The following is a 23861-nucleotide window of genomic DNA, read 5'->3' as shown; positions in this document are numbered from 1 at the left end:
TTATTGACTGAGAGCGTCCAGAAGGAAAAAAGATGTCGATACTCAGTAGCTTCGTCATCAGAGCAACGGGGATACCTGACAAAAAGTATCTCCGGGATCCCGTAATAAAACGTTGTTATAAACGTCTGAGTCGTAGGGTGCCTGCTCTAATGACGGGGTGGCTTCTGTGCATTCTGGGTTCAGGGTATGTCAGTATGGCACTGGAACAGCCTGATAGCACTGTATTACTCAGTCTGCTGCTGTTGTATGTTATGTCAGGCATTTTACTGATGCAGTTCCAGTATATGTATTCAGAGCGAAGCATAGGCTACAAGTTCTACCTGGAAGTGCTTATGAATGCAGCTGCCAGTACTCAACATAAAGAACAGTTACAGTATCTGTTCATTAATAAGCCCAATTCCATCACGATGGGCGATCTTTACCGACTTTATGATTTTAATGGGGGAGGGCGATAGCCACGTTAATGTGCGTGTCCAAAAGTCACTTTTGAACATTCTCTTCCCGCCGTCTGCTTTCAGTTCCAGGGGATCACTGCAACATAATTTCCGGAACGCAGCGGCGCATCAAATTTATCAGTAAAGGCGTCGATCATTGCTGAATAAGCAATGCTGTCTGACGGCACAGGTGCATTGCTTTGCATACTCACTTTCAGAACCTGCTTTGCTCCTTTCGCTGACGGGTATACCTCGACATCCAGCTGTCGCATATAGTGCATCTGCGACATCGTCTCAGTGCCTATTACCCCATCGACTGGCTTGTAGTCATAGTCAGTATGCAATTCGCCATGCTTGTCAGTTCTCGTTGTCTTTTTATCTACAACGTAGCCTGTCACCCCAGTAAGAAGCTGCTCGCTATACTGCATGTTCTCCTGTGAGCTGCTGATTCGGAACCTGAGCACATAATCTGGCTGGTGAGTGGAAATAATGACTCCTTTTTTTGCTAATCCATCAGCAAAACGGCCTGAAAACATTCTGGACTGAATACTTTCGTCCGGAGGGACTATCTGAAACCTTTTATTTGTAACAGGACGAGGCATTAGATCGTACGCATCTACCTGGTTTGCGAAATGATATCCGCATCCACTCAAAAGCATTGCGGTTGTGAGTATAAAGCCCTGCCTAATCATCCTTTAATCTCCAAAAAGCATTGTTTCACGAATAATTCCGATTTACCGGGCCAGTATAATCCATCGCAGGTTAATAACTAACAGGCTGAAAAGCATAAAGGTAGCTATGTCTAAAGAATTTTATTTAAAACCGATGGCCACGATTTTAATTTCTGCGGTTATTGCTACCGCTGCCTCGGCGTTAATCACGGCAACTTATTTTAAACCGAAGGTGCTCAGTGAGGAAGAAATTGGCAAAATTGCCGCTACTTACCTGGTAAAAAATCCCCATTATTTAGTGGAAGCAGGTAAGGCGCTGGAAAATCAGAACGTGAGTGCCTCAGTGGAACGAATAATTCCATATGCGCCAGCTCTGCTGGATACCAAGGAGACGCCAAACATCGGCCCTGATGACGCCGACGTCGCGGTAATCGAGTTCTTCGACTATCAGTGTATTTACTGCATGCGGGTTACACCTGTTGTTGAATCGGTAATGAATCAGAGCAAAGATGTAAAATTCTTCTTTAAAGAATTCCCGATTTTTGCCGGTTCAAAACCTGTATCTGCCATGGGGGCCGCTACGGGTCTGCACGTCTATCAGAATTTCGGTGCTGAAGCCTATCGTAAGTACCACAACAACCTGATGGCTGTGGCTCATACCTTCATGACCTCTCAACGCAAATTCGAACTCACTGACTTTAATACTGTGGTGGAAAAGTCAGGGTTTAACAGCACGTTTTCTGACAGGGAAAAAAACCGGTATGAAAACGTGATCTCCGGCAATATGCAGCTGGGCGAAGCGCTCGGGATCACCGGCACACCCGGTTTCATCATTATGAATATGAAAAAGCCGAATGCGGCGACTACCACATTTATCCCCGGGGCTATGGACGCAGCAACTTTGCAGGGCGCAATCGAAAAAGCTCGCGGGGCCTAAAGTTACTTTCACATTTGATGAGTACGGCCATGCCGGTCATGGCCGCTACGCTTTTACAACGAGTAATTCATCCCAGCGGGTCGTATATCTCGGTGATAGCATGGCCTGCTTCATACGAAAATCCTGTTGAATGCCTTCCCCCAGTAAAAACAGAGCTCCGCGCTTTTCTTTATTGAACCGGTCCATAACTTTCATCAGTGCCTGACTGCCAGGCCTGGCCGGGCGAGTATCAAACAGGCTGAGTTGCTCTGTGCCGTCAGTCATAGCGGAGAGCATTACCCCTGCTTTCGCATACGCTATCCCGGGTCTGTAAATGCGGTTCAGGATGGTCATGGCTGCATCAACCAGATCGCGGGTGTCCTGTGTAGCGGTAAGCGGCTCGATACCACAATTGCTGTAGCGGTTTTCACCTTGCGCATAATTGCTACTCTGAATGAAGACTGTGATTTGACGGGTCCACGAGCCATCCTTGCGCAGCTGCTCTGCCGCCCGGGCGGTAAAAAATGAAACTGCCTCATGTAGCTTGCCTATCTCATTAAGGCGCTGACCAAAACTTCTGGAAACGATAATCTGTTGCCTGACAGGAGGAGACTCGTGCAGCCGGAAACATGGTTCGCCATGCAGTTCCCGCCAGGTACGCTCGATTTCAACGCCAAAGCTTTTACGTAAAAAGCGAACGTCGCTATTATAAAAATCACCGGCAGTGATGATCCCGAAAGCCGACAGGCGTTCACTAATCTTTCGACCAATACCCCATATTTCTCTGGTACTGATCAGGCTCAGGAGCTTCCTGATCCTGGCCTGATCAGTCAAAACTACAACCCCGCCTGTAGCTGCCCATCGTTTGCTCGCATAGGTGCATAATTTAGCGAGGGTTTTGGTGCTTGAACAACCCACACCACAGGTAAGGGACAGATTATGAAGAAGTGTACTTCTGATCAACCGGCCGTAATCTTCATAATCTATTATCTTGTTCATGTTTTTCAATAACATGAAATTTTCATCTATGCTATATCGACTCGATTGAGGCGCGAAGCTTTCCAGCGTTTCATGGAAGCGATTTGAGTAGTCTTCATACAAAGTAAAGTTAGAGCTCCGGACTTCGATCCGGTGTTGCTGAATCAAATCCCTGCACTTAAAAATTGGGGTCCCACGCTTAATACCAACGCTTTTAGCCAGTTTATTCATTGCAATGACGGACGAATCGTTATTGCTGGCTATGATGAGCGGCTTTTTTGACAGCTTGGGATCCATCGCACACTCAAATGCCGCATAGGCTCCGTTAATATCAACGTGCATGTACATGGCTGAACTGATTCAGTGCAAAGGTGACGACGCCCCATATCTCAAGGGATTCAGGATTTACACGTATCGGCTTATAGGCTGGATTAGAAGGCATCAAAAGCAGCTCAGGATACGTGTGTAAGATCTTTACCGTAAACTCTCCATCCACCAGCGCAACGACGATAGAGCCGTGTCGTGCTGTTAAAGACCGATCCACAACCAGTATTGCTCCATCATTGATACCGGCATTGATCATACTGAGGCCCGCCGCCCTGACAAAGAAGGTTGAGGGGCGGTTGCGGACTACATATTCATGCAAATTTAATTCATTATCTTCATGCCCGGCGCACGGACTCATCACTCCACAGCTTAGTAAATCACTGAAAAAAGGTGCCATTTCGTAAGGCTTGTTGCTAATGTGCTCAAGGATAACAGACATAGCTACACTCGAATTCTTGTACTGTATGTATAAACAGTATTGCGAGTTGAAGAGAAAAGATCAAATCTCTCCGGTAACGCTATCAAGCCTGACGAAAAATTAAGCTTTATCATAAACATCAAAAACCATCTTTTACCGATAATGGCGAGCTGGCCTACGAAGAAGGTATACAAGCTAGGATGAAAGGATTCTGATGCTCCTCCCACCAAATTTTTTATCTCCTGAAGACCAGGCTGAGTACGATGCTTATATGGCAAGGTTCAGCGAGGTAAATCACTATTATGAGCATTGCACTGTCCCCGTGATTGACTGGTTTTTTAAACAAGCAACCGAGGCGCTGCATCATGGTCTATGGTTACCGGCCTGTACGAGCTTTCTGAATGGGATCGAAACATCACTCAGGGTTACGCTGAAGTTGAAATCAACTGTTAACGTTCAGCAGTCAGTTCCTGTACTGGTGGACTTAGATGGTACGTCAGTAATGAGTAACGCTTTAATGCGAAAGGCTAAGCAGGAAGGGATGCCGATAGAATTACTGTCATTTCCAGCCGAGAAGAATATGTTGGCAAAGATAGACGCTGGTAAAAAACCTGAAGCAGATATCGTCAGGCTTAGAAATAGTCTATGCCATGGCAACATTCTGGAGTTCATTATGAGTGTTAAAGTCGGTTCTCCAGATCCCATACGAATTTTTACTCCTGGTAACTGCTGTGGTTTAGCGCTTTTACTTTCGGCCTTATCGAAGAAATGGACGGTAGGCTTGCATCAATACTGGATCGACAACAATCTGACGTCCTGCTGAAACCTCATAAATCATGCCTACTAAAGTCACGTGCAAAAAAACGTTGTAGCATGATATGTTTAAAGTCAAAACAGTGGGTTCTATGTTTTGACGGCAAACATGATATAACTAATACTTCATAAGTAGATATCAATAGTCATAATGGAGTGAACTATGAAATTAAAAAATATTCTGCTGTGTGCGATGATGTCAGTCGCTTTTGGCTCCTCTGCTAATACTACACATAAAGTTGAAAACGAACCTATCCCAAACATTATTCTTGATGGTAAGGTTGATGATATTTGTAAAGATGCAAGCATCCGAACTGAACTTAATCATGATAAAGCAAAGGAACTGGTAACCACCAACCTGAAGCAGGCATTACCATTAAATACGGTACCGGATAAGTTGGATGAAGTTGCAGAAGCCTTTGTAAACCGCGACAAAGGCGCTTCAGAAACAGCAGACCATTGCCTTGTTAATGTACGTAATAAATACTGGGAAATGTATCCCTCTGAAGATAAGTAGCATTTATTATTAAAGGCTTCACTTAAGAAGCCTTTTTTAACCCTTTGCGAAACCTGCTTTAAAAGCAATGCGCTATTCATATCTAAGAATCTATTTAATTAATGAATAATAGTGGACGGATTCATTTCTAGTGAATGCCGAAGTTGGTGTTTTTTGAGTTATTAGACGGTAAGTGCAATCTGGTATGATTCACCTAACATACGAATCTGGAAGGAAAGGTATATGGGTGACCTGGTCAGCAAAAATAACATTGACCGTTTAGAGCGATTTCATTCTTTGCTGGCGGGTCAGTACTGGACGTCCACTGACAGCATCCCTGAAGAGGGTATTGTGGCAGGGGATACGCTGCTCATTACGTCTTTGCGTTACGTTGAAGATAAGCTGCACACAGTGATTCTACGCGCCCATCCCCGCGTTTACGGTCAGACTGTAGCTATTGTCACTGAAGACAGCAGCGGCAACCGTAGGGAACGTGGCAAAGAAATGCGAGAGCATCGCTTCCTGGTTAAGGATTTTCTGTCCAGTTTTGTATTTGAACCCGACCATAAGGTAATCCGGGATGCTGAACTCAGACAAGCTCAGGAAGAAGTGAATAGCCTACAGGCATCGCTTACAGCCCTCGTGAGCGATGCTCAGGGGCTCCGTGACCTTGCGATTGAGCAATTAGGTACAGATGACCGTGAAAACCCTGTGACGGGCCTTAGCGTTGCGTTAGTGCCCCCACAAGAGCAGCAGGCGGTAACCTCACTGGCGATTGGATCAGTTCAAAATGCTCTGTCCTCTGGTATTTCAGATACCCGCATTGAACAAATCAGAGAAGCGGCCTTAAAAGAAGGGCAGATCAGCACAGCCATCAGCAAAATCATCACACAACGAACGCAGGCAATCGCTAATGCCAGCAAAAGAATGCTGCCCTATTTCGAGGAAGTTGCAGCGGCAAGTCTGGCCACTACAGAAGAAGCCATGGAATATGTGAAGAAAATCCACGATGGCGTTGGCAGTCTGGAACTGTATACCGGCAAAGACGTTGAGGTAGTGAATATCGTGAAGGGTGAATCCGCTCCATCACACCTCCCGCTCCAGGTCGTTCAGGCAAAGCTGATGGTGGATGAAGAGCTGGCCGTATGGTGCGATCTCGATAGCTGGTTCGACTTCTCTGATATGGAAAAATTTCATGAAACTTTACGAACCAGCCCCGGGCTGGTGGAGCAGATTTTTCCGTCCGAACGTTCCATCGTATGTATGGCCACAACACGACGTTATATCGATTACCGCGATCCCTGGGAAAATCATGTCCGCAATGACAGGAACCGGGTTGTATTCCTTCTGGTCCGGGACGGTCAAAATATTCATCAGGTTTACTCTTCGGTAGAAAGCCATCTTGGGGCTTCGCAGCTATTCCCTTCCGCCAGCGAACAGGAAGCACATTTCCAGGGGATTGATGGCAGCACCATAAAGTTTGAGGACGTCAGTTATACCGACCGACTGAAGCAGCATGATCTTATGGCACTTCACTACCGTCGTTTCCTGATCCTTATCTGCGGCCTCGATCACCGGCTCAAACTATTTGGTGATTTCTATGATACCAATACCCCTTACAGTTTTCTGAGCCTTGAGTTCCAGGAACGGTACTTCCAATTTCTGCACGACAAAGACGGTTCTGGCCTTTTGGGTATGGCTGAGACACGGCCGTCTCTGCAAAGTTATCTTGAACAGGCAAACTCATGCCTTCAGTCCGGATCCCGGGTAATGTGCAACTGGGATTCGTTGATGAACCCAGTGACAGCACCAGGAGCAGTTCAGGAAGACAACAGCTACTCTGGCTATAAATGGCTTGGGAGAACCCATAAAAACTATGAGCCGGTTATTGCATTCCGTCAGGGAGACGATATCTGTGTCAACGCAACAGTAAACAGATACTCAACGGATCGAGATTTCAATTGTAAGGTGAATTTGTCTTTATTTAAGGAGTCCAGCAGGAATGATGCTGAACTGGGTTTCCTGTGCATGGATACCATTAAAGCGGAGGAGCTCGAATGGTACATTCACAGACGTAAATTCAGGTCTAATCACCTGTTTTACATTCGCTTCTTCAAGATGGCTTTAAATTATATTCGTGCCGAGCGTGAGGCAGAAGAACCTTACCGGCAGATGCTGAGCCAGGCTCTGGCCGATGGAAATATTGGCCAGCCTAATCTGAGATCAGAGTTGATAGATCGATGCATTGTAGCCTGGCGAGCTGATAACAGGGGGGCGACGCTGGAAGCTGCCATGAGTACAGAGAAGGGCTCCAAAGAGCTCCTGAACCAGCTCTATATGCTCGCTGATGTGGGGCTCAAACATCTTCCCGGGGTTCGTAATTTTATTAGCAGCAAAGGCTATGAGCTGGTCAGGTTATCGGTAAATGCTTCAGGGAAACTTGTTGCATATGCCGCACCAGCAAATTTTGAATGCGACAACCGGATGGAAGGGCATGCCTGGGTTCATCGAATGGTACTTGCTACATCCCGAAATGTCTTAAACGTCACTCATCAACGTTTTGCGAAAATGAAACACTTCTTACCAGCTGAAAACACCCTGTTCGAAGATGAACAGCTGGTGGCCACATGGTCGGGCAAAAAGACTGCTTTCAAAAGCTTCGAAGAGAAGCAGCGTTATTTTGATACATGCTCCCGTGGCGCTCAGGCTCTTAAGCAGTTTTTAAAGCTGAACGATCCGGTGATTTACACCAATCTGCTTGGCCAGTGGATTGAGGCCTATGAAAGTATCAATGAAACCAGTGAGTACGTACAGCAAGTAAGCCTAATGGCTCCTGTTGCGGTCAAGAGCGAAAAAGGTAAAGCCAGCCTCATCTATATTGGCACTAAAGACCTGGCCGACTGGTTTTATCAGAAAGCGCCGACACCCGAGTTGCAGGCGCTGTTCCTTGAGGAATACCTGTCCAAATTTGAAAATAAAGAGGTCAATAAAGAAAAGCTACTTTCACGCAGAAATACCGCTCTGTCTCTCAGTTTTTACACCATGGACAACGGGGAAGTACCAGATGAAATCCTCGTCACCAAATCAGTTGATAATGCCAGACGGTGGTATTCAGGAATGTTCACAAGCATGCCAACGATGTTAAATGACCAGTGGTCCTGCCATGTTGCGCATTTTTCCCGTAACGGAAAACTCTATTTGACGCCTGATCTGGTCACTGATGAAGGGGAACCTGGTTTTGATGAAATACTCGGGTATCCGCGCCCGGAGGGGCTGGTACCGGTAACCGTGTGTGAGTTTGAAATTGACCACTTTAACCGACGTGGCATTGATGCGAATGGTGATAAGGTGAATATTACACAGTGGGTCGATATTTATCAGGGTGAGCGTGAGGTTACGGAACTGCTGGGGCCTATTTCTGAAGAAGGGGTGAACATCAAAACCTACAGGATGGACACTCTTGAGCAGGCGATGAAAAACATCTCCCGGGGCTCGACGCGCCTCAGACCGTCAACGGAGAATAGCGAGTGGCAACAGCCAGCAGAAGGTGTGAGCCGCTATGTACTTCGGTCATGGTAAAACGCGGGGGCAGGTGCCATCAAAACATCAAACAAAAAGCCATTACAGGCTCAAAGACCCCTTATCGCTCAAATTTGAAAGAGATAAGGCTTTATGATGGCAACGAGGATTATCACCCATCTCGCCGGAGTAACTGGCATAAAAATTGTTTAATCTTTATGCCAGCGCTTCGGCATTTGCTGGCAAGGAGACAGTGTTGAAAGACCATATCGTACCCCCACGAAAAACTAGCGCGAGTTTATCTTATCAACTCAAACGTATTGGGCGCATGCTCCTTCTTTTACTGAGCTTGGCTTTTATAGTTTACGGATTCGTACTGGCTTTCCATCCGCCGCTAACAACCTGGCTACTTCAACCCGGTGGACACTTTGCCCCAGATGACCGATTCATACTGGTTAGTGTTAAGGTTCAGTTTACAACCGGAATAATGGGGCTAATTGTTTGGCGCTTATGGTAAAAGTGGCAAGCAATGATGGGAGAAGGATAACGTTGCTCAGCTCAATCCGGTTTACTGATTGCTTAAATAGAAGGCAGTCATGCCTACATCAGAAAGGAGAAGCATAGATGGTAGAAGCACGTTATCAAGGCAAGCCTGTTAGCAGTCTTCCTGAAGAAGCTTTTGCTGAAGGGTTATCGCGATCCGGTTTAAGCCCCGTTCTGCTACTGGCATCCCCGACCACAGTACCCGTTACCACGGATGAGCGCTGGTGGCTCGCAAAGGAAAACGTGTCAGGACATTACGGCAGGATTTTTTATGCTGCGGTGCGGGAGTTGGTCATAAGGTCGGATATCATCTCAGTAGTGAGAAGTATTGCAGATGAGAATTTCACGTCCGAACATATGGGGTACTTCGAGCGACTTACCTCTGATGAAAAAGAAGTCGTGTTTAGTGATTACCTGCGCACTCTCGCTGAAGGCGGTCTTACCTGCACTGAGAAGAATCTCGTCAAACTGACGCAAGATTTATACCCGATTGATGCAACTCCTGACAACATTAGAAAGCTATCCACGGACAGGGATGCACTGAACGAACTACACATCGATGGTATGGTACTTTTTATTACCGGCCCTGCGCTTTGATTATGGAGATAATACATGCGGTGTTATCCCTGTTAAGGGTTAAGGTAACATTCTTCTAGAATTACAGAAAAATAGAGGTCTAACATGATAGTAAATAAAAACAGGTTTATGCATAAAAACGGGAAAAGGTTTAAGTCCATCGGAAGGTATTTAAGATTTTGGCAAGCAGTAGCGTCCTCTGGTTTACCCATGGACATGGTAATACGGGAAAAACCATATCAACTTATGGTCGCTTTGATTGCTTTATATACGGCCATCCCTGTTGTTACAATAGTAATTTTATCTGGTCAGCAATCGCATAAGTTGGAACTAATTGCTGTGCATTTCAGTACAATTATCACGATGGTGTTTGTTTTGCGTCGAAAGATGGGGAAACGTTGGCTGGATTTATTTGAAGAAAAATTAGCCATTTATAAACCTAATGATAAACTCGCGCTTAGCGAATTACACGAAAGCATACGTGAGAAAAATGGGCTAGACTTGCAGGATTTACAAGATTGGTACTGGAAAGAGAAGATGACATATGAGTATCACAAAGAACGTAAAACAACTATAAGCTATCAAAAATTCAAGTAGCGTTTTAAAATGACAGGGGAGGGCTATTGTGATTTATTAAGTCGGCAAGGTTATTAGGTAGGGGTGTTCAATATGATAAATTCTTCGAGTGAGGTTATTTCAAGAGTTGTTCTGGGCCTTTGAGATAGCTAATTATCATTACAGACTTTATCGAAAGGTATGAATTATGAACATTACCGACAAAGAACTTAGCTCAAATACAGTGAGACAGTATGGATGGAACTTAGGAGAGTTCAATCACTCAACGCCTTTTACATCTCATTTTATTTATATCACCGACTATCATAAAGATAATACATGGATGATTTCACTTTCGCAGGAGGATTTTAATACAACCAAAATTTTAACATCGTTAAGTCTAGGGAAGGTGCGAACAAGTTCCTGATATGAGATCATCATATTCATCCGGAGCGCATCCCAGAGGGACATCATGAGCCATTAACTCACCTTCGCCGATAGTGAATTCAGCACTAAGCGCCGTCAGACCCGAAAAGAGATTTTCCTCTCCCGCATGGAGCAGATTCTGCCATGGCAGAATATGACCGCTGTCATCGAGCCGTTTTATCCCAAGGCGGGCAATGGCCGACGGCCCTATCCGCTGGAGACCATGCTGCGTATTCACTGCATGCAGCATTGGTACAACCTGAGCGACGGTGCCATGGAAGATGCCCTGTACGAAATCGCCTCCATGCGCCTGTTTGCCCGATTATCCCTGGATAGCGCCCTGCCGGATCGCACCACCATCATGAATTTCCGCCACCTGCTCGAGCAGCATCAACTGGCCCGTCAATTGTTCAAGACCATCAATCGCTGGCTGGCCGAAGCAGGCGTCATGATGACCCAAGGCACTTTGGTGGATGCCACCATCATTGAGGCACCCAGCTCTACCAAGAACAAAGAGCAGCAACGCGATCCGGAGATGCATCAGACCAAGAAAGGCAATCAGTGGCACTTTGGCATGAAGGCCCACATTGGTGTCGATGCCAAGAGTGGCCTGACCCACAGCCTGGTCACCACCGCGGCCAACGAGCATGACCTCAATCAGCTGGGTAATCTGCTTCATGGAGAGGAGCAATTTGTCTCAGCCGATGCCGGCTACCAAGGAGCGCCACAGCGCGAGGAGCTGGCCGAGGTGGATGTGGACTGGCTGATCGCCGAGCGTCCCGGCAGGGTAAAAACCTTGAAGCAGCATCCGCGCAAGAACAAAACGGCCATCAACATCGAATACATGAAAGCCAGCATCCGTGCCAGGGTGGAGCACCCGTTTCGCATCATCAAGCGGCAGTTCGGCTTCGTGAAAGCCAGATACAAGGGGCTGCTGAAAAACGATAACCAACTGGCAATGTTATTCACCCTGGCCAACCTGTTTCGGGTGGACCAAATGATACGTCAGTGGGAGAGATCTCAGTAAAAACCGGAAATAACGCCAGAAATGGTGGAAAAAATAGCCTAAATAGGCTGATTCGATGTGTTTGCGGGAAAAAAATCGGCCCAGATCCGCGAAATTTTAATCAGCGAGTCAGCTTGGGAAGAAATGACCTGCTTATTCGCACCTTCCCTAGATGCCTGTGTATCCATGCTCGGAAAGATACTAAAAAAAATGTCTAACAAAAACGGTATCTCACAAACGGAAGAATCTGAATTCGCATTTCTTTTAACAAACTATATTAAACAGACTTTGACTTTTAGAGAATGGCAACGCAATGCTGACGGAAATCAACGACTGCACTTTCTTATTAATATCTACGGTGCAAAAGAAGACGGTGGCGAAGTGGTTTTAAGACCATTTATTGTAAATCCTGATGAATTAATGCTTACTCCAGCGGATGTCGTTGAATTTAATTCGCAGGTTATCAACGTTGATCGGCAGCGTCATCCTGAGTGGTTCCGTTAACTGGTCACAAGGGTTAAGAGCCTGAAAGGCTGCGATAGTGTATACGCAGCCTATTCTGTATAGCCGTCGCGTAATAATTGTTCTAAATGACTATCGACCGTTTCCTGATCACCAGGAATATATCGTGGCCATCCTGTTATATCGTTGACGCGTTTCACTATGTATGGATGAAACCCAAACTGCTCGGAAGTGATGTCAATATAATATTGCACTTCTTCGAAGTTCAATTCACACCAATAATGGCCAAAGCCACCACTCTCTGTAAATATACCGCCATCATCTGCACCGTTACCCCCACGAACAACAGCATCTAGACCTTTAGTTTTTGCTAAATAACATACAAGATAGCTTGCAAAAAGGCATGTGCCTTTCGTCTTCTTTGTGCCGCACTCCGTCAAAACTGAAAGTAGCTTTTCATGCGCCACTCGTGCAATGCCTGATACCAATTCCGGGGACATGTCTGCTCCAATGAAATTATTAGATCGACTTAAACAGGTAATATGTAATTAGGCATTACGATAAGTCGTGCCCTATTGGTTGGTACATCGTAAGAAAAGTAACTTTTCTAATCCCAGCCTGCACTCCGGGAATGCTTCTAACCTGAATAAATCACGGGGGCAGTGCTGGATACTTGTCAACTGTATTTGGATTCACAGGCTAACTATTTTTATACAGTTTAAGTGAATAAAACTTACTTAAAGCAGCGAACCACGCCGAAAGTGTAATGAGGAATACCGCCAATTCATCAGAACCATTTTTGATAGCACTGAGTAGAGCGATTAGTCCAAGGAACACCGAAAGAAAGACTAGTATTGCGGGTAAAAGTTTATACATGATAGACGTTCCTTTTAAAGGTTCAGATAGGTAGACCAACGCAGATAACGTCGGAATTGCCTGTTGTAAGATTACGCTCATTTAATTATTTTTATAACCTATGAATCCGCGTATAATTTCATTTGTAGTAATCTTCGTAATATATATCTGATAGACATTGATCTTTTTAATGTCTTGTTGACTCACAACACCATATAAGCAACTCTTAGATTGGTTTAACACAGCGCTTCCACTAACTCCATTTTGATAAAAAGCAGTCAAACCATCAGAACCAACTATTCCTTTATAATAGTAGGTTGAGTCGGGGGAAGCATACGTATTTGAAAGCGTATTATACATTCCCGATAGAACCCAAACAGACTCACCTGGAGCTAGAACATTATCACATACTGGAAGCTTCCAATTAGGTGGGGCTTTGACAATAGTATTTTTTTCTACTTTTAAAAGAGCGAGGTCCCGGTTCTTAGGATCATCAATATTGATAACTGTTGCTGGTTGGCTCCCATTCCTTGTTATTATACTTAGACTATAATCCTTGCTTGCATCAAGCCATAAATGTGAAGCTGTAAGAATATGTTGTTCATCGATCCAAGTACCTGAGCCGGAGATTGTCTTATTTCCAGACTTGATTTGAATTTTTACAGCTGAGTCCGAAAGCTCAAAATCATTGTGGTGCATACTTTGTTTATGAGGATTATCGGTGGAACAAGCAGAAATCAGTAAGGCTGAAAGAGCTAAAACCTTTCTATACATAGTCAGTTTCCTTCGAATAAGGCGAGTTTGGTTTCTAGAATATTTTATCCAGCGAGGAATTCTTCTAACGTGCTATCTTGGTACTGGGGATATATCTGCTTCATCATGCCAAAAGCAGCAACCGCTACGCTTTCTAAGTCGGAATAGAATTTAGGCTCCGTATTAAGATCATCACCATTCTTCAGAACGCCCTCGAAGCAGCTATAATCATTTCCGAACTCTTGAACAATAATCCAGCGCCCATCACGGAAACCTACGAGCATAACCGCTGAATTAGGATAGTCGCCAGCAGGCGTTAGCCAATCAAAGTGATAGTGCTTTATCGTATCATATTTCAGATGTACATTCATTATTCCTCCGTTGGCGATTACATTATTTGAGTTTTTTCATGGACTCTAAAGAAGCGAGGTAGGAATTATAGCGATCACCAAATTTTTCTTTCGCACGCTTAACGCGCATTTTCTCCGCGAGCTCAGTCTTGTTTTCTGCCTGGTAGGTCCTATTATTTTGCGTCTTTACTTCGGCCCCTGGGCCTGCTGCGTACGTTTTGTTTTTCTCGCTAATACACGCTCGGCATTTACTCTTGAGGCCAAACTTGCCCTTGAGCTCTTTTCCAAACTGTTCAAAGGGTTTAACTTGCTGACATGATTTGCATTTTTTAAAGCCCGGGGGGAGGTAGGTGTCAGCCATGAGCTGCTCCAGTAGGTATTGATTATAGGTGATTTTAACTTAAAGACGACGTCACTTTCAAATAAATCGACTACTTAACGCTGATCTTACATAATCCTGATTATGCGCACTTAAGTTGTTAGAACCATTTAGTAATGTCACTTTTTATCCAGATAGAAACGTCACCTTAGAGTAAGCTAAACTGAATGCAATTCTAAGGGGCTCAACGCATGTTGGTGACCATGTCAGATAAAGAGATCCACCGCCTACCGGTGATACAGGCAGTTTGTGAAAAGCGTCTACGCCGTCGTGATGCAGCATCACAGCTTGGCATTTCAGAACGTCAGGCGCAACGACTTATCAATCGTTACCGAGTTTCTGGTGCTGAAGGACTTGTCAGCCGCAAACGCGGCCAGCCCAGCAACCGCCGGTTGACCGAATCTCTCAAACTACGAGTACTCACGCTGATACGTGAAAACTACAGTGACTTTGGGCCCACACTGGCCGCAGAAAAACTCAGAGAGCGCCATAATATCCGGCTTTCAATCGAGACCGTCCGCAACTGGATGACGTCTGACGGACTCTGGGTCCCGCATGCTCGCCGTAAGTCACGGGTTTATCAACCCCGACATCGGCGTGATTGTCTGGGTGAACTTATCCAGATCGACGGCTCCCACCATGACTGGTTTGAAGGCCGTGCGCCAAAATGCTGCCTGCTGGTCTTTATCGATGATGCCACCGGGCGTCTGATGCATTTGCGGTTCAGCGAGTCAGAAACAGCCTTTGACTACATGCTGGCAACCCGGGAATACATCGAGCAGCATGGGAAGCCGGTATCGCTGTACAGTGACAAACACGCAATATTTCGCGTCAGTGGTCCGGAGAAACGCAATACCACCGTTACCCAGTTCGGACGTGTGCTTTATGACCTGGCAATCGAGCTTATTTGTGCCAACAGCTCTGAAGCTAAAGGCCGCGTGGAACGTGCGAATCAGACACTTCAGGATCGGCTGATCAAAGAAATGCGTCTGGAAGGTATAACCGGCATTGAGGCCGCAAATGCCTGGCTTGCCACTTTCATCGCTGACTTTAACAGCCGGTTTTCACGACCGGCTAAGTTCCCCAAAGATTTGCATCGTCCGGTGCAGGAAAGCCCCGATGAATTAAGAGACATCTTTGCCTGGCATGATGTTCGTACCGTGTCGAAATCACTGACCTTCCAGTACGATAAGATCCTTTATCTCATGGACACCACAGAAGAAAATAGCCGTCTTGCCGGTGAAAAAATTAAAGTACTGGATTATCCCGATGGCACCCTCGCCTTCCTCTATGGGCACCGGAGCCTTAAGTGCCAGGCATTTGATAAGCTGGCCTGTGTCGACCAGGGGCAGATTGTTGATAACAAACGTCTCGGGACTGTACTCCGACTGGCTCAGGTAAAACAGGATGAGCGGGAAAGCGAAGGCAAACGGGAACGAAGCAAAAAATCGCCCAGCCGTAAGGCTCAGGTGCGCATCCAGGAACAGCTCCGGGCTATCAATCCCGTTCTGGCAGACCCGAGCTTGTTTGTGGCAAGTTCAAAGCGATAGAATCGACCATCAGTGCTGCAAAGTACCGGAACAGTGAGTCCCCAAAAGGATACTTGAGATGATTAAATTCCCGACTACAAAGCGCGTTGATTTGTATAAAACTGCTGTCAGCTCTGAGCAATTACATCTAGATCTGGTTGCGGCTCAGGAGTTCATGTTCGATGCCTGGGAAAATGATGACCTGGAAGTTGTGCTGAAACTCATCAGAAAAGCTATCAAGAAATCCCCGCTCTGTGCTGACGCATACTCATTCTACTGCGAGATATCTCAAGAACCTCCTGAGTCAAAAATCGGGAAGCTGGAGACTGCTTTGTACGCAGCCAGCATTGCACTTGGCGAGGATTTTCAGGAGTTCGCAGGACGTTTCTGGGGATTTGTCGAAACACGTCCATATATGAGAGCAAAAGCAGCTTTGGCTGAGGCCTTATGGGAGTCTGGTAATTTTTATCCGGCTATGGCTCATAGCCGCGAAATGCTGAAGCTCAACCCGAACGATAACCAGGGGATTCGTCATTTATTAGCGAACTATTACCTTGAGCTTGAAATGGTGGATGATCTGGCCTTGCTACTGGACGATTATCCTGGGGATATGCGTTCGTTTTTTCAGTATACACGCGCCCTACTCGCCTACCGACAGTCATCCCCGGATGCCGATGATATCGCTAAAGCTGCGATTGATTCTAATAGACACATCCCCGGCTTGTTATCGAAGTGCAGATTACAGATCAAGTCTAACAGTGGATATATCACGTTAGGTGGAATGGATGAAGCCATTTATTATGTGAATCATAATATAAAGCCTTGGATTCGCACCTCTGGCGCAATTGATTGGATTGTAAATAATTCATTAAGTAAAATATAAGGATTTAGTTTTAATGTTTAATCTAATTATGGGCGGAGAACCTGACTATTTTGAACATTGGCCCATGTATGAACGGGTTAGTGGGAGTTGTGATTTTCCTATATCACGTATGTTAGAAGGCACCTCTGATGACATCCGGTTGAAGTTAACGCCTTTGAATGATAAAGCATTATCTTATATTGAGAAATTACCTACGCTTTTTATGTCAGAACTTTATTCCCGAGACAATGTTGAATACATTACTTTGCGACTTGGTGTAATTTCAAATCTACGAACAGTTAACAAAAATGTTGAGTTTGATTTCAGAATCACTCACTCACAAGATGATGTCGTAGTGATAAACAAAGAGTTATATCAAACAGCTTTAGAATTAGGTGCATATGGGCTGAAACGGACTCACTGGGGAATAAAAGCACGTGATTTAAATCAAACATTAGCACTTCTAAATATAACGACAAGAAGTACACCACTTCCTCCTACTGAAGCACTTCCTGATGAAGTTGATAACTACCCAATAATAGATAATGTTCAAAGTTTCATGGCGCGTGTTTTAGAACAAGATCATGAAGAAGATGCAGAAATATTTTATCGTGGACATTCTGATGTATCTTACGAGTTGGCTCCATCAGTTTTCAGGAAAAACAAAAAAGGTAACTTCAAGCATTTGCACAGTGAATCAAATTTAGTCCGTGAAGCCCTAACAGCAAGGCCAACTGAGTTTGTTGATGATAAAACAATGCTAGACAAGTTAGTAAGGATGCAACACTACGGACTACCAACTCGTTTGTTGGATATAACATCAAATCCACTAATCGCTCTGTATTTCGCTTGTTGCGACATTAGTAATAATGAAAATACAAATGAGGTTGATGGACATGTTATTATTTTCAAAACAAAAAGGGATCGTATAAAATTCTTTGACTCTGATACAGTAAGTTGCATATCAAATATATCAATGCTAAGTCAAACACTGAAAGATCAGCTGGATTGTAAAATGGACAAGGAGGCTTTCAATAAAACTGAAGCTTGTCAAAAACTCATACATTACATTAAAGATGAAAAACCTTATTTTAAAGATGTAATTATACCATCAGATTTGGAAAGGTTAATTTTCGTTAAAGGAAGAAATAATAATGAAAGGATGTCATCACAGTCAGGTGCATTCTTATTATTTGGGAATAATGCTGTTTATCCCGATTTAGTTTCAAACCCTGATGATGCTATGCAAGAGTTTAAAGTAGAAAAAATAGTGATCAGAAACAAAGCTAGAATACTTAAGGAACTCGCAAGGTTAAACATTACAGATGCGACAGTTTATCAAGGCATGGAAAGGACAATGAAACTAATTGCGGCCAAATTTTCCGCAGGAGATTGATCTTCATGTGGTTTTTTGACACACTAGCCTGTCGCTACTGGCATTGGTCCCTTGTATGCTAAGCATATGAACTCTGGTGTGTGTTGGACAGGAGCAATTAACCAGTCGTATAGTAAAATTTGAATGTAAAAATATAAAACAAGGAGTTGAGAATGAACCCCATTACTTTGAGTGAAATGAGTGATGAAGATGAAGAGGTAAAAATCATTTCTTCATATGAACCTCAAGATGATGAGATTGCGATCGTTTTTGATAGTTCAAAAATTACTGGAGGTAATGCACTGGATTTTTTCCAGTTCACCAAGCAATCACATTCTAATGTTAAAGTGTACGGAGATTCTAATGGTGTTTCGTACCTGCAATTAAACAGTATAACGTTAGCGTTAGGCACTTTCTTTGCCACATCAGTAATGATACCTTTTTTAGTAAATCTTGTTTCAAATTATATTCAGAAAAAAATTGATAACTTTGGAACTAGAGATATAGACGTTAAAGTCTCTATAATTAAAAAAAATAAATCAGGAAAACATGTGAAATACACTGTTTCTGGAAAAGTAGACGATGTTTTAAAAGTAATTAACAAAATCAAATAAAAATCTATATAGATATTATGAATATTCACGAAAAGTTAAAGCGTTGGATGTGTATTACTCAAGAAGATAGTGCTATTCTTGATTATCTTAATGCTGAGTTAAAAAAAGCTCAATCCTTGAGCTTGAATAATGAATCAAACAGATTGTTTTTATACAAAACAATTTTACTAGCCCATTTAAAATATATTCAAGTCATTAATTTACTTACAAGAGGTGATTTTTATGAAGCATGGGTAGAACTTGAAAGGATAGAAATAGATTTAATACATATTAAAGAAAATAATGAGTTTCTGCCTGAGGTTAATTTCTATGGTGTTAACTTCTTAGCGAGAATGGTATGTAATTGGCAGGCGTTATTCCCATATAAAATCTTCGGTAGTTCTCGTGAAATAATAAAAGAAGTGAAATGTTCAGTATGTAATACAACCCGTAGTTTTATTAATGATTGTGGTCATGTTAAAAATAAACTTTATAATGGAGTTCTTTGCTTTGATGAAGTGATCGATTTTGAATTAATTACTTATGACATAGTTAGTAATCCCGTTAACAAATGTAGTGTTTTTTTCTCCAATGATGGTGATCATTATAACTATTCAACTTTAATTAGTGTTGTCAAATACATACAATCCCCACATCAAATTTTCAATATTACGACCTGGAGATTTAAGGCGAAAGAACATGATGGAGTATTATCGCCAGAAAATATTTGTCCATGTGGAGATTCTTTAAAAAAATATGCAGATTGTTGTTTGCCACGTAATGGTATTTATAAAAAACATATAGATATTTGGTTTCCCTTCCCGTTGAATGTAGAACCTATTTAGAACCAGATATTCAATAACTAAAGATCCCGTTGACACAGATATTTCCATATTAAGATGTTTTCGTTATATTTTTATTCCAGTCTTTCATATTTAACTTTTGCTTTATTAATTGGTTGAGTGGGATAACGCAGCAGTCACATTAATATGATTACATAGGCTGAAAGTGCCCTTACTATCTTGCACAAAGAGGTGACATTTTAAACTTGCTTTGACATAAGTTGTAGTAGCAAAGTTGTAATGTCCGATAATGGCTAAGTTAAGATGTCCGGCGTGTATAATCAAGTAAGGATTACCATGACGGCTCTCGCAGCGGAGTTTTTCACATTGGATGAAGTTAACCGACTCAAAATCATTCAGGATGTCATCGACCGGCGTCTGACAACACAAATGGCAGCTCAGCGGCTTGGTATCTCCGACCGTCAGTGCCGTCGTCTGCTTGCGCGTTATCGTGAAGATGGTCCGATTGGCATGACCAGCCGCCGTCGTGGTAAATCCAGTAACAACCAGTTGCCTCAGGGACTGGCCGCATACGCGCTGAACATTATTCGCGAACGCTATAACGATTTCGGTCCGACGCTGGCCTGTGAAAAACTGTCTGAGGTGCACGGTGTTCATCTTTCCAAAGAAACCGTCCGTAAGCTGATGACTCAGGCCAGTCTGTGGGTCCCACGTAAGCAACGTGCGCCAAAAATTCAGCAACCTCGTTACCGCCGTGCCTGTGCCGGTGAACTCATACAAATCGACGGCTGCGACCACCACTGGTTTGAAAATCGGGGACCTAAGTGTACGGCACTGGTTTACGTTGATGACGCAACCAGTCGTTTAATGCAGCTTCTTTTCGTGAAATCTGAGTCTACTTTCACCTATTTTGAAGCGACCCGGGGCTATATTGAAAAACATGGCAAACCGCTTGCGCTGTACAGCGACAAAGCCAGCGTATTCAGGATCAACAATAAAAATGCAACCGGCGGCGACGGCGATACCCAGTTTGGCCGTGCGATGCATGAACTGAACATTCAGACCATTTGTGCAGAAACCAGTGCTGCCAAAGGCCGCGTTGAACGGGCGCACCTGACGCTTCAGGACCGACTGGTCAAGGAGCTCAGGCTCCAGGGCATCAGTTCCATGGAAGCTGCGAACGCATTTGCCGAAGAGTTCATGAACGATTACAACCGTCGTTTCGCAAAAGCGCCTCGCCAGGCGTTTGATGTTCATCGGGAACTGGATGTCGATGACGATCTTGATATGGTATTTAACTGGCATGAAGCTCGTAAAGTGTCGAAATCACTCACAGTGCAATACGACAAAGTCCTTTATCTGATTGAAGACAGCGAATTCAGTCGTCGGGCGATTGGTAAATACATCGATGTCTGGCATTACCCGGATGGACATAAAGAGCTCCGGCTTAATGGCGTATCACTTCCCTACTCCACCTATGACAAGCTTTCTGAAATCGATCAGGGGGCCATTGTGGATAACAAACGTCTGGGGCGGGCCCTGGAAATGGCGCAGCTGGTCCAGGCCGAGCGGGATAATAACCGGTCGCAATCCGTACCATCCGGAGACGGCCCTTCTCGCAGGCGTAAAGCTCCCACGACGAAGAAATCCCAGCGTTCCCTGGATCAGGACGATATGTTCAATGCCCTGGTGAAACTTCAGTCACGCTCTGAAGAGATATTTGGGAAGAAACCGATTTAAAGCCCGGTAATCCATCCGGGCATGCCTGGCTGTCAGATTTTGGCCTGATTGACCCGTGCCGCGAGCTCCTGATGACTCTCTTTCCTTTCGCTGTAGCGGTCGGACAGGTAGGCTGTGTGCCCTTTCAGGAGTAACGTCATTTTGAACAACTCTTCGGTAACGTCGACAATCCTGTCATACCAGGGTGAGGGTTTCATGCGCCCTTCATCATCAAATTCCTGCCATGCCTTTGGCACTGACGACTGATTGGGGATGGTGAACATCCGCATCCAGCGGCCAAGTATCCGCATCTGATTGACCGTGTTAAACGACTGTGAACCACCACAAACCTGCATGACGGCCAGCGTTTTACCCTGGGAAGGACGAACAGCACCTTCACTCAGGGGTATCCAGTCAATCTGGGCCTTCATCACCGAGCTCATGGCGCCATGTCTTTCCGGAGAACTCCAGACCATTCCGTCACACCACCTGACCAGCTCGCGGAGTTCAAGCACTTTGGGGTGACTTTCGGGCGCATCATCGGGTAACGGCAGACCGGATGGGTTAAATATTTTCACCTCAGCCCCCATCTTTGCCAGCAACCGCCCGGCCTCTTCCGCTGCAAAACGACTGTAGGACCGCTCTCGTACTGAACCGTACAGGATGAGAATTCGCGGCATGGTTTCGTTGTTGCCCGTAAGTTTGCTGGCAAGCGCATCATCAAAATAAGCCGGTTCGATTGCTGGTAAGTCGGTCATAAAAAATCTCCATTTCATAAGCTATGCTTTAAAAGTTATCACATATGAAATACCATATGTATTGTTATTTTTTTACGAGGTTAAGCATGCTACAGCCTGTTCAGCTTTTTAAACTGCTCGCCGACGAGACCCGTTCAACTATCGTGATGCTTCTCAGGGAGTCCGGTGAAATGTGCGTCTGTGACATCTGTGCGGCAACCGCAGAGTCTCAGCCAAAAATTTCTCGCCATATGGCCCTTTTACGTGAAGCCGAGCTGGTCATCGACCGTCGCGAAGGAAAATGGGTGCATTACCGACTGTCGCCACACATGCCAGCATGGGCTGCGGGTATTATTGATACAGCCTGGAACTGTGAACGAGAAAACATACGCAACAAGCTCAGTAGCGTGGCATCTGTCTCCTGCTGATGGCGATATATATATCCGAATAAACAAATGTGAATGGAGTTTCTGATGTTACTGGCTGGTGCTATCTTTTTATTCACGCTCGTCCTGGTTATCTGGCAACCCAGAGGGCTGGGGATTGGCTGGAGTGCCTCACTGGGCGCAATTCTGGCATTGCTGACTGGCGTCGTTCATCTGGGGGATATTCCGGTGGTCTGGCAGATAGTGTGGAATGCGACCGCCACCTTTATCGCCGTGATCATCATCAGTCTTCTGCTCGACGAATCCGGCTTCTTTGAATGGGCCGCGCTGCACGTTGCCCGTTGGGGGAATGGCCGGGGGCGGCTGCTCTTCACCTGGATCGTCCTGCTTGGTGCGATGGTTGCGGCACTGTTTGCCAACGACGGTGCGGCACTGATCCTGACACCTATCGTTATCGCGATGCTGCTGGCGCTGGGATTCAGCCGGGGAGCAACCTTAGCGTTTATCATGGCCGCAGGGTTTATCGCTGACACGGCAAGCCTGCCACTGATTGTCTCAAACCTGGTGAATATCGTCTCGGCGGATTTCTTTAAGCTTGGTTTCTCAGAATATGCCGCCGTGATGGTCCCGGTTAACCTGGCCGCGATTGCGGCTACGCTGGTGATGCTGCATCTGTTTTTCCGTAAGGACATTCCCGCCGTTTACGACGTTTCTCTGTTGAAAGAACCGAAAGACGCTATACGTGATGTGAATACCTTTAAAACCGGCTGGCTGGTTCTGGTGTTGCTTCTGGTGGGATTCTTCGGACTGGAGCCGCTGGGCGTACCGGTCAGTTTGGTCGCAGCCGCTGGTGCATTGCTTCTGTTTGCTGTTGCGAAAAAAGGGCATGCCATTAACACCGGTAAGGTGCTGCGTGGTGCGCCCTGGCAAATCGTTATCTTCTCGCTGGGGATGTACCTGGTGGTCTACGGCTTACGAAATGCCGGTCTGACCCACTATCTCTCTTCCTTGCTGAATCAGCTGGCAGAGCAGGGATTGTGGGCGGCAACGCTGGGTACGGGCTTCCTGACGGCCTTCCTGTCATCAGTGATGAACAATATGCCGACCGTGCTGGTCGGGGCGCTGTCGATTGATGGCAGCACAGCGACCGGTGTTATCAAAGAAGCGATGATTTACGCCAACGTCATCGGCAGCGACCTGGGGCCAAAAATTACCCCTATCGGCAGTCTGGCAACGTTACTGTGGCTGCACGTTCTGTCGCAGAAAAATATCAAAATTACCTGGGGATATTACTTCCGGGTGGGCATTGTCATGACAATCCCCGTGCTGTTTGTCACGCTTGCAGCACTGGCGCTTCGTCTGTCTTTCACTTTGTAATGA

General features: G+C 45.1%; 26 protein-coding genes. 18 read left to right on the top strand and 8 right to left on the bottom strand.

Annotation, left to right across the window (positions count from 1 at the left end; translation table 11 throughout):
* Window positions 1-194 precede the first annotated feature (194 nt).
* Window positions 195-455, top strand: coding sequence for a hypothetical protein (locus tag L2Y28_RS23545; protein ID WP_001439466.1), 261 nt, complete (start codon window positions 195-197; stop codon window positions 453-455).
* A gap of 59 nt (window positions 456-514) precedes the next feature.
* On the opposite strand, the gene L2Y28_RS23540 is transcribed toward L2Y28_RS23545, so the two are convergent.
* Window positions 515-862 carry a hypothetical protein gene (locus L2Y28_RS23540; protein WP_121343843.1) on the bottom strand — a complete coding sequence of 116 codons (348 nt, stop codon included), beginning with the start codon at window positions 860-862 and terminating at the stop codon, window positions 515-517.
* A gap of 370 nt (window positions 863-1232) precedes the next feature.
* Between L2Y28_RS23540 and L2Y28_RS23535 the strand changes: the two genes are divergently transcribed.
* Complete coding sequence (locus tag L2Y28_RS23535; RefSeq protein ID WP_000031378.1) at window positions 1233-2042, top strand: DsbA family protein; 810 nt, start codon at window positions 1233-1235, stop codon at window positions 2040-2042.
* Window positions 2043-2087: 45 nt separating this feature from the next.
* Here L2Y28_RS23535 and umuC read toward each other — a convergent pair whose 3' ends face one another.
* Window positions 2088-3341, bottom strand: a complete 1254-nt coding sequence (umuC, locus tag L2Y28_RS23530; RefSeq protein WP_001371894.1) for a translesion error-prone DNA polymerase V subunit UmuC — start codon at window positions 3339-3341, stop codon at window positions 2088-2090.
* Entirely contained in the window at window positions 3331-3765 is a 435-nt protein-coding gene (gene umuD, locus L2Y28_RS23525; protein ID WP_000111290.1) for a translesion error-prone DNA polymerase V autoproteolytic subunit, read from the bottom strand. The genes umuC and umuD overlap by 11 nt, the downstream gene beginning before the upstream one ends.
* Window positions 3766-3958: 193 nt before the next feature.
* On the opposite strand from umuD, the gene L2Y28_RS23520 reads away from it, so the two are divergent.
* From L2Y28_RS23520 to L2Y28_RS23490, 8 genes are all read left to right on the top strand, one after another.
* A complete protein-coding gene (locus tag L2Y28_RS23520; RefSeq protein ID WP_000926374.1) occupies window positions 3959-4567 on the top strand; it encodes a hypothetical protein in 609 nt (202 codons plus the stop codon).
* Between the two features lie 153 nt (window positions 4568-4720).
* The gene (locus L2Y28_RS23515) at window positions 4721-5074 is read left to right on the top strand and encodes a hypothetical protein (protein ID WP_000769182.1); all 354 of its coding nucleotides are present in this window, start codon (window positions 4721-4723) and stop codon (window positions 5072-5074) included.
* Between the two features lie 222 nt (window positions 5075-5296).
* Complete coding sequence (locus L2Y28_RS23510) at window positions 5297-8632, top strand: hypothetical protein (protein WP_000502666.1); 3336 nt, start codon at window positions 5297-5299, stop codon at window positions 8630-8632.
* A gap of 564 nt (window positions 8633-9196) precedes the next feature.
* Window positions 9197-9712, top strand: a complete 516-nt coding sequence (locus L2Y28_RS23505) for a hypothetical protein (protein ID WP_000228894.1) — start codon at window positions 9197-9199, stop codon at window positions 9710-9712.
* A gap of 84 nt (window positions 9713-9796) precedes the next feature.
* The gene (locus L2Y28_RS23500) at window positions 9797-10288 is read left to right on the top strand and encodes a hypothetical protein (protein WP_000636790.1); all 492 of its coding nucleotides are present in this window, start codon (window positions 9797-9799) and stop codon (window positions 10286-10288) included.
* Window positions 10289-10784: 496 nt separating this feature from the next.
* Window positions 10785-11699 carry an IS5 family transposase gene (locus L2Y28_RS23495; RefSeq protein ID WP_119505882.1) on the top strand — a complete coding sequence of 305 codons (915 nt, stop codon included), beginning with the start codon at window positions 10785-10787 and terminating at the stop codon, window positions 11697-11699.
* Entirely contained in the window at window positions 11681-11896 is a 216-nt protein-coding gene (locus L2Y28_RS25605; protein WP_122966916.1) for a hypothetical protein, read from the top strand. Before L2Y28_RS23495 ends, L2Y28_RS25605 begins: the two co-directional genes overlap by 19 nt.
* On the top strand, window positions 11793-12182 hold the full coding sequence (locus L2Y28_RS23490; RefSeq protein ID WP_236689843.1) for a hypothetical protein: 390 nt from the start codon (window positions 11793-11795) through the stop codon (window positions 12180-12182). Before L2Y28_RS25605 ends, L2Y28_RS23490 begins: the two co-directional genes overlap by 104 nt.
* Window positions 12183-12232: 50 nt before the next feature.
* On the opposite strand, the gene L2Y28_RS23485 is transcribed toward L2Y28_RS23490, so the two are convergent.
* The 4 genes from L2Y28_RS23485 to L2Y28_RS23470 form a co-directional block, all read right to left on the bottom strand.
* Window positions 12233-12640, bottom strand: coding sequence for a hypothetical protein (locus L2Y28_RS23485; protein WP_001371904.1), 408 nt, complete (start codon window positions 12638-12640; stop codon window positions 12233-12235).
* Window positions 12641-13097: 457 nt separating this feature from the next.
* Entirely contained in the window at window positions 13098-13769 is a 672-nt protein-coding gene (locus L2Y28_RS23480) for a serine protease (protein WP_000285959.1), read from the bottom strand.
* Window positions 13770-13813: 44 nt separating this feature from the next.
* On the bottom strand, window positions 13814-14119 hold the full coding sequence (locus tag L2Y28_RS23475) for a hypothetical protein (RefSeq protein ID WP_001100610.1): 306 nt from the start codon (window positions 14117-14119) through the stop codon (window positions 13814-13816).
* A 22-nt stretch (window positions 14120-14141) separates the two neighbouring features.
* Window positions 14142-14459 carry a hypothetical protein gene (locus L2Y28_RS23470; RefSeq protein WP_000785965.1) on the bottom strand — a complete coding sequence of 106 codons (318 nt, stop codon included), beginning with the start codon at window positions 14457-14459 and terminating at the stop codon, window positions 14142-14144.
* 221 nt (window positions 14460-14680) lie between these two features.
* Here L2Y28_RS23470 and L2Y28_RS23465 point away from each other — a divergent pair, with 221 nt between their 5' ends.
* The 6 genes from L2Y28_RS23465 to L2Y28_RS23440 all read left to right on the top strand — a co-directional run bounded on the left by L2Y28_RS23465 (window position 14681) and on the right by L2Y28_RS23440 (window position 21379).
* Complete coding sequence (locus L2Y28_RS23465) at window positions 14681-16027, top strand: ISNCY-like element ISLad2 family transposase (RefSeq protein ID WP_076611902.1); 1347 nt, start codon at window positions 14681-14683, stop codon at window positions 16025-16027.
* Between the two features lie 58 nt (window positions 16028-16085).
* Window positions 16086-16889 (top strand): hypothetical protein, encoded by an 804-nt coding sequence (locus L2Y28_RS23460; protein ID WP_000589340.1) that lies wholly within the window; start codon window positions 16086-16088, stop codon window positions 16887-16889.
* A 13-nt stretch (window positions 16890-16902) separates the two neighbouring features.
* Window positions 16903-18264 carry an FRG domain-containing protein gene (locus L2Y28_RS23455; protein ID WP_000482601.1) on the top strand — a complete coding sequence of 454 codons (1362 nt, stop codon included), beginning with the start codon at window positions 16903-16905 and terminating at the stop codon, window positions 18262-18264.
* A gap of 152 nt (window positions 18265-18416) precedes the next feature.
* Entirely contained in the window at window positions 18417-18857 is a 441-nt protein-coding gene (locus L2Y28_RS23450) for a hypothetical protein (RefSeq protein WP_016239970.1), read from the top strand.
* 17 nt (window positions 18858-18874) lie between these two features.
* A complete protein-coding gene (locus tag L2Y28_RS23445; protein ID WP_016239971.1) occupies window positions 18875-19681 on the top strand; it encodes a hypothetical protein in 807 nt (268 codons plus the stop codon).
* A 294-nt stretch (window positions 19682-19975) separates the two neighbouring features.
* A complete protein-coding gene (locus L2Y28_RS23440; RefSeq protein ID WP_044704760.1) occupies window positions 19976-21379 on the top strand; it encodes an ISNCY family transposase in 1404 nt (467 codons plus the stop codon).
* Window positions 21380-21411: 32 nt separating this feature from the next.
* On the opposite strand, the gene arsH is transcribed toward L2Y28_RS23440, so the two are convergent.
* A complete protein-coding gene (gene arsH / locus L2Y28_RS23435; RefSeq protein WP_000130816.1) occupies window positions 21412-22116 on the bottom strand; it encodes an arsenical resistance protein ArsH in 705 nt (234 codons plus the stop codon).
* Between the two features lie 86 nt (window positions 22117-22202).
* On the opposite strand from arsH, the gene L2Y28_RS23430 reads away from it, so the two are divergent.
* Together L2Y28_RS23430 and L2Y28_RS23425 are read left to right on the top strand one after the other, a co-directional pair.
* On the top strand, window positions 22203-22523 hold the full coding sequence (locus L2Y28_RS23430) for a transcriptional regulator (protein WP_000941305.1): 321 nt from the start codon (window positions 22203-22205) through the stop codon (window positions 22521-22523).
* A gap of 45 nt (window positions 22524-22568) precedes the next feature.
* Window positions 22569-23858, top strand: a complete 1290-nt coding sequence (locus L2Y28_RS23425) for an arsenic transporter (protein WP_000922628.1) — start codon at window positions 22569-22571, stop codon at window positions 23856-23858.
* The last annotated feature ends 3 nt before the right edge of the window (window positions 23859-23861 follow it).

This window comes from Enterobacter sp. JH25, from assembly GCF_021725435.1.
GTDB lineage: Bacteria > Pseudomonadota > Gammaproteobacteria > Enterobacterales > Enterobacteriaceae > Enterobacter > Enterobacter intestinihominis.
Note: the sequence above shows the minus strand (reverse complement) of the source record. Positions and strands in the feature narration are given on the sequence as shown.

Excerpts from the sequence above, each read along its gene's own strand:
- L2Y28_RS23500 (WP_000636790.1), top strand. The coding sequence starts at position 9,797 with ATGATAGTAAATAAAAACAGGTTTATGCATAAAAACGGGAAAAGGTTT.
- umuC (WP_001371894.1), bottom strand. The coding sequence starts at position 3,341 with ATGCACGTTGATATTAACGGAGCCTATGCGGCATTTGAGTGTGCGATG.
- L2Y28_RS23465 (WP_076611902.1), top strand. The coding sequence starts at position 14,681 with ATGTCAGATAAAGAGATCCACCGCCTACCGGTGATACAGGCAGTTTGT.
- L2Y28_RS23505 (WP_000228894.1), top strand. The coding sequence starts at position 9,197 with ATGGTAGAAGCACGTTATCAAGGCAAGCCTGTTAGCAGTCTTCCTGAA.
- L2Y28_RS23440 (WP_044704760.1), top strand. The coding sequence starts at position 19,976 with ATGACGGCTCTCGCAGCGGAGTTTTTCACATTGGATGAAGTTAACCGA.
- L2Y28_RS23455 (WP_000482601.1), top strand. The coding sequence starts at position 16,903 with ATGTTTAATCTAATTATGGGCGGAGAACCTGACTATTTTGAACATTGG.
- L2Y28_RS23430 (WP_000941305.1), top strand. The coding sequence starts at position 22,203 with ATGCTACAGCCTGTTCAGCTTTTTAAACTGCTCGCCGACGAGACCCGT.
- L2Y28_RS23485 (WP_001371904.1), bottom strand. The coding sequence starts at position 12,640 with ATGTCCCCGGAATTGGTATCAGGCATTGCACGAGTGGCGCATGAAAAG.
- L2Y28_RS23545 (WP_001439466.1), top strand. The coding sequence starts at position 195 with ATGGCACTGGAACAGCCTGATAGCACTGTATTACTCAGTCTGCTGCTG.
- L2Y28_RS23515 (WP_000769182.1), top strand. The coding sequence starts at position 4,721 with ATGAAATTAAAAAATATTCTGCTGTGTGCGATGATGTCAGTCGCTTTT.
- umuD (WP_000111290.1), bottom strand. The coding sequence starts at position 3,765 with ATGTCTGTTATCCTTGAGCACATTAGCAACAAGCCTTACGAAATGGCA.
- L2Y28_RS23510 (WP_000502666.1), top strand. The coding sequence starts at position 5,297 with ATGGGTGACCTGGTCAGCAAAAATAACATTGACCGTTTAGAGCGATTT.
- L2Y28_RS23460 (WP_000589340.1), top strand. The coding sequence starts at position 16,086 with ATGATTAAATTCCCGACTACAAAGCGCGTTGATTTGTATAAAACTGCT.
- L2Y28_RS23450 (WP_016239970.1), top strand. The coding sequence starts at position 18,417 with ATGAACCCCATTACTTTGAGTGAAATGAGTGATGAAGATGAAGAGGTA.
- arsH (WP_000130816.1), bottom strand. The coding sequence starts at position 22,116 with ATGACCGACTTACCAGCAATCGAACCGGCTTATTTTGATGATGCGCTT.
- L2Y28_RS23445 (WP_016239971.1), top strand. The coding sequence starts at position 18,875 with ATGAATATTCACGAAAAGTTAAAGCGTTGGATGTGTATTACTCAAGAA.
- L2Y28_RS23425 (WP_000922628.1), top strand. The coding sequence starts at position 22,569 with ATGTTACTGGCTGGTGCTATCTTTTTATTCACGCTCGTCCTGGTTATC.
- L2Y28_RS23535 (WP_000031378.1), top strand. The coding sequence starts at position 1,233 with ATGTCTAAAGAATTTTATTTAAAACCGATGGCCACGATTTTAATTTCT.
- L2Y28_RS23470 (WP_000785965.1), bottom strand. The coding sequence starts at position 14,459 with ATGGCTGACACCTACCTCCCCCCGGGCTTTAAAAAATGCAAATCATGT.
- L2Y28_RS23520 (WP_000926374.1), top strand. The coding sequence starts at position 3,959 with ATGCTCCTCCCACCAAATTTTTTATCTCCTGAAGACCAGGCTGAGTAC.
- L2Y28_RS23540 (WP_121343843.1), bottom strand. The coding sequence starts at position 862 with ATGCAGTATAGCGAGCAGCTTCTTACTGGGGTGACAGGCTACGTTGTA.
- L2Y28_RS23475 (WP_001100610.1), bottom strand. The coding sequence starts at position 14,119 with ATGAATGTACATCTGAAATATGATACGATAAAGCACTATCACTTTGAT.
- L2Y28_RS23480 (WP_000285959.1), bottom strand. The coding sequence starts at position 13,769 with ATGTATAGAAAGGTTTTAGCTCTTTCAGCCTTACTGATTTCTGCTTGT.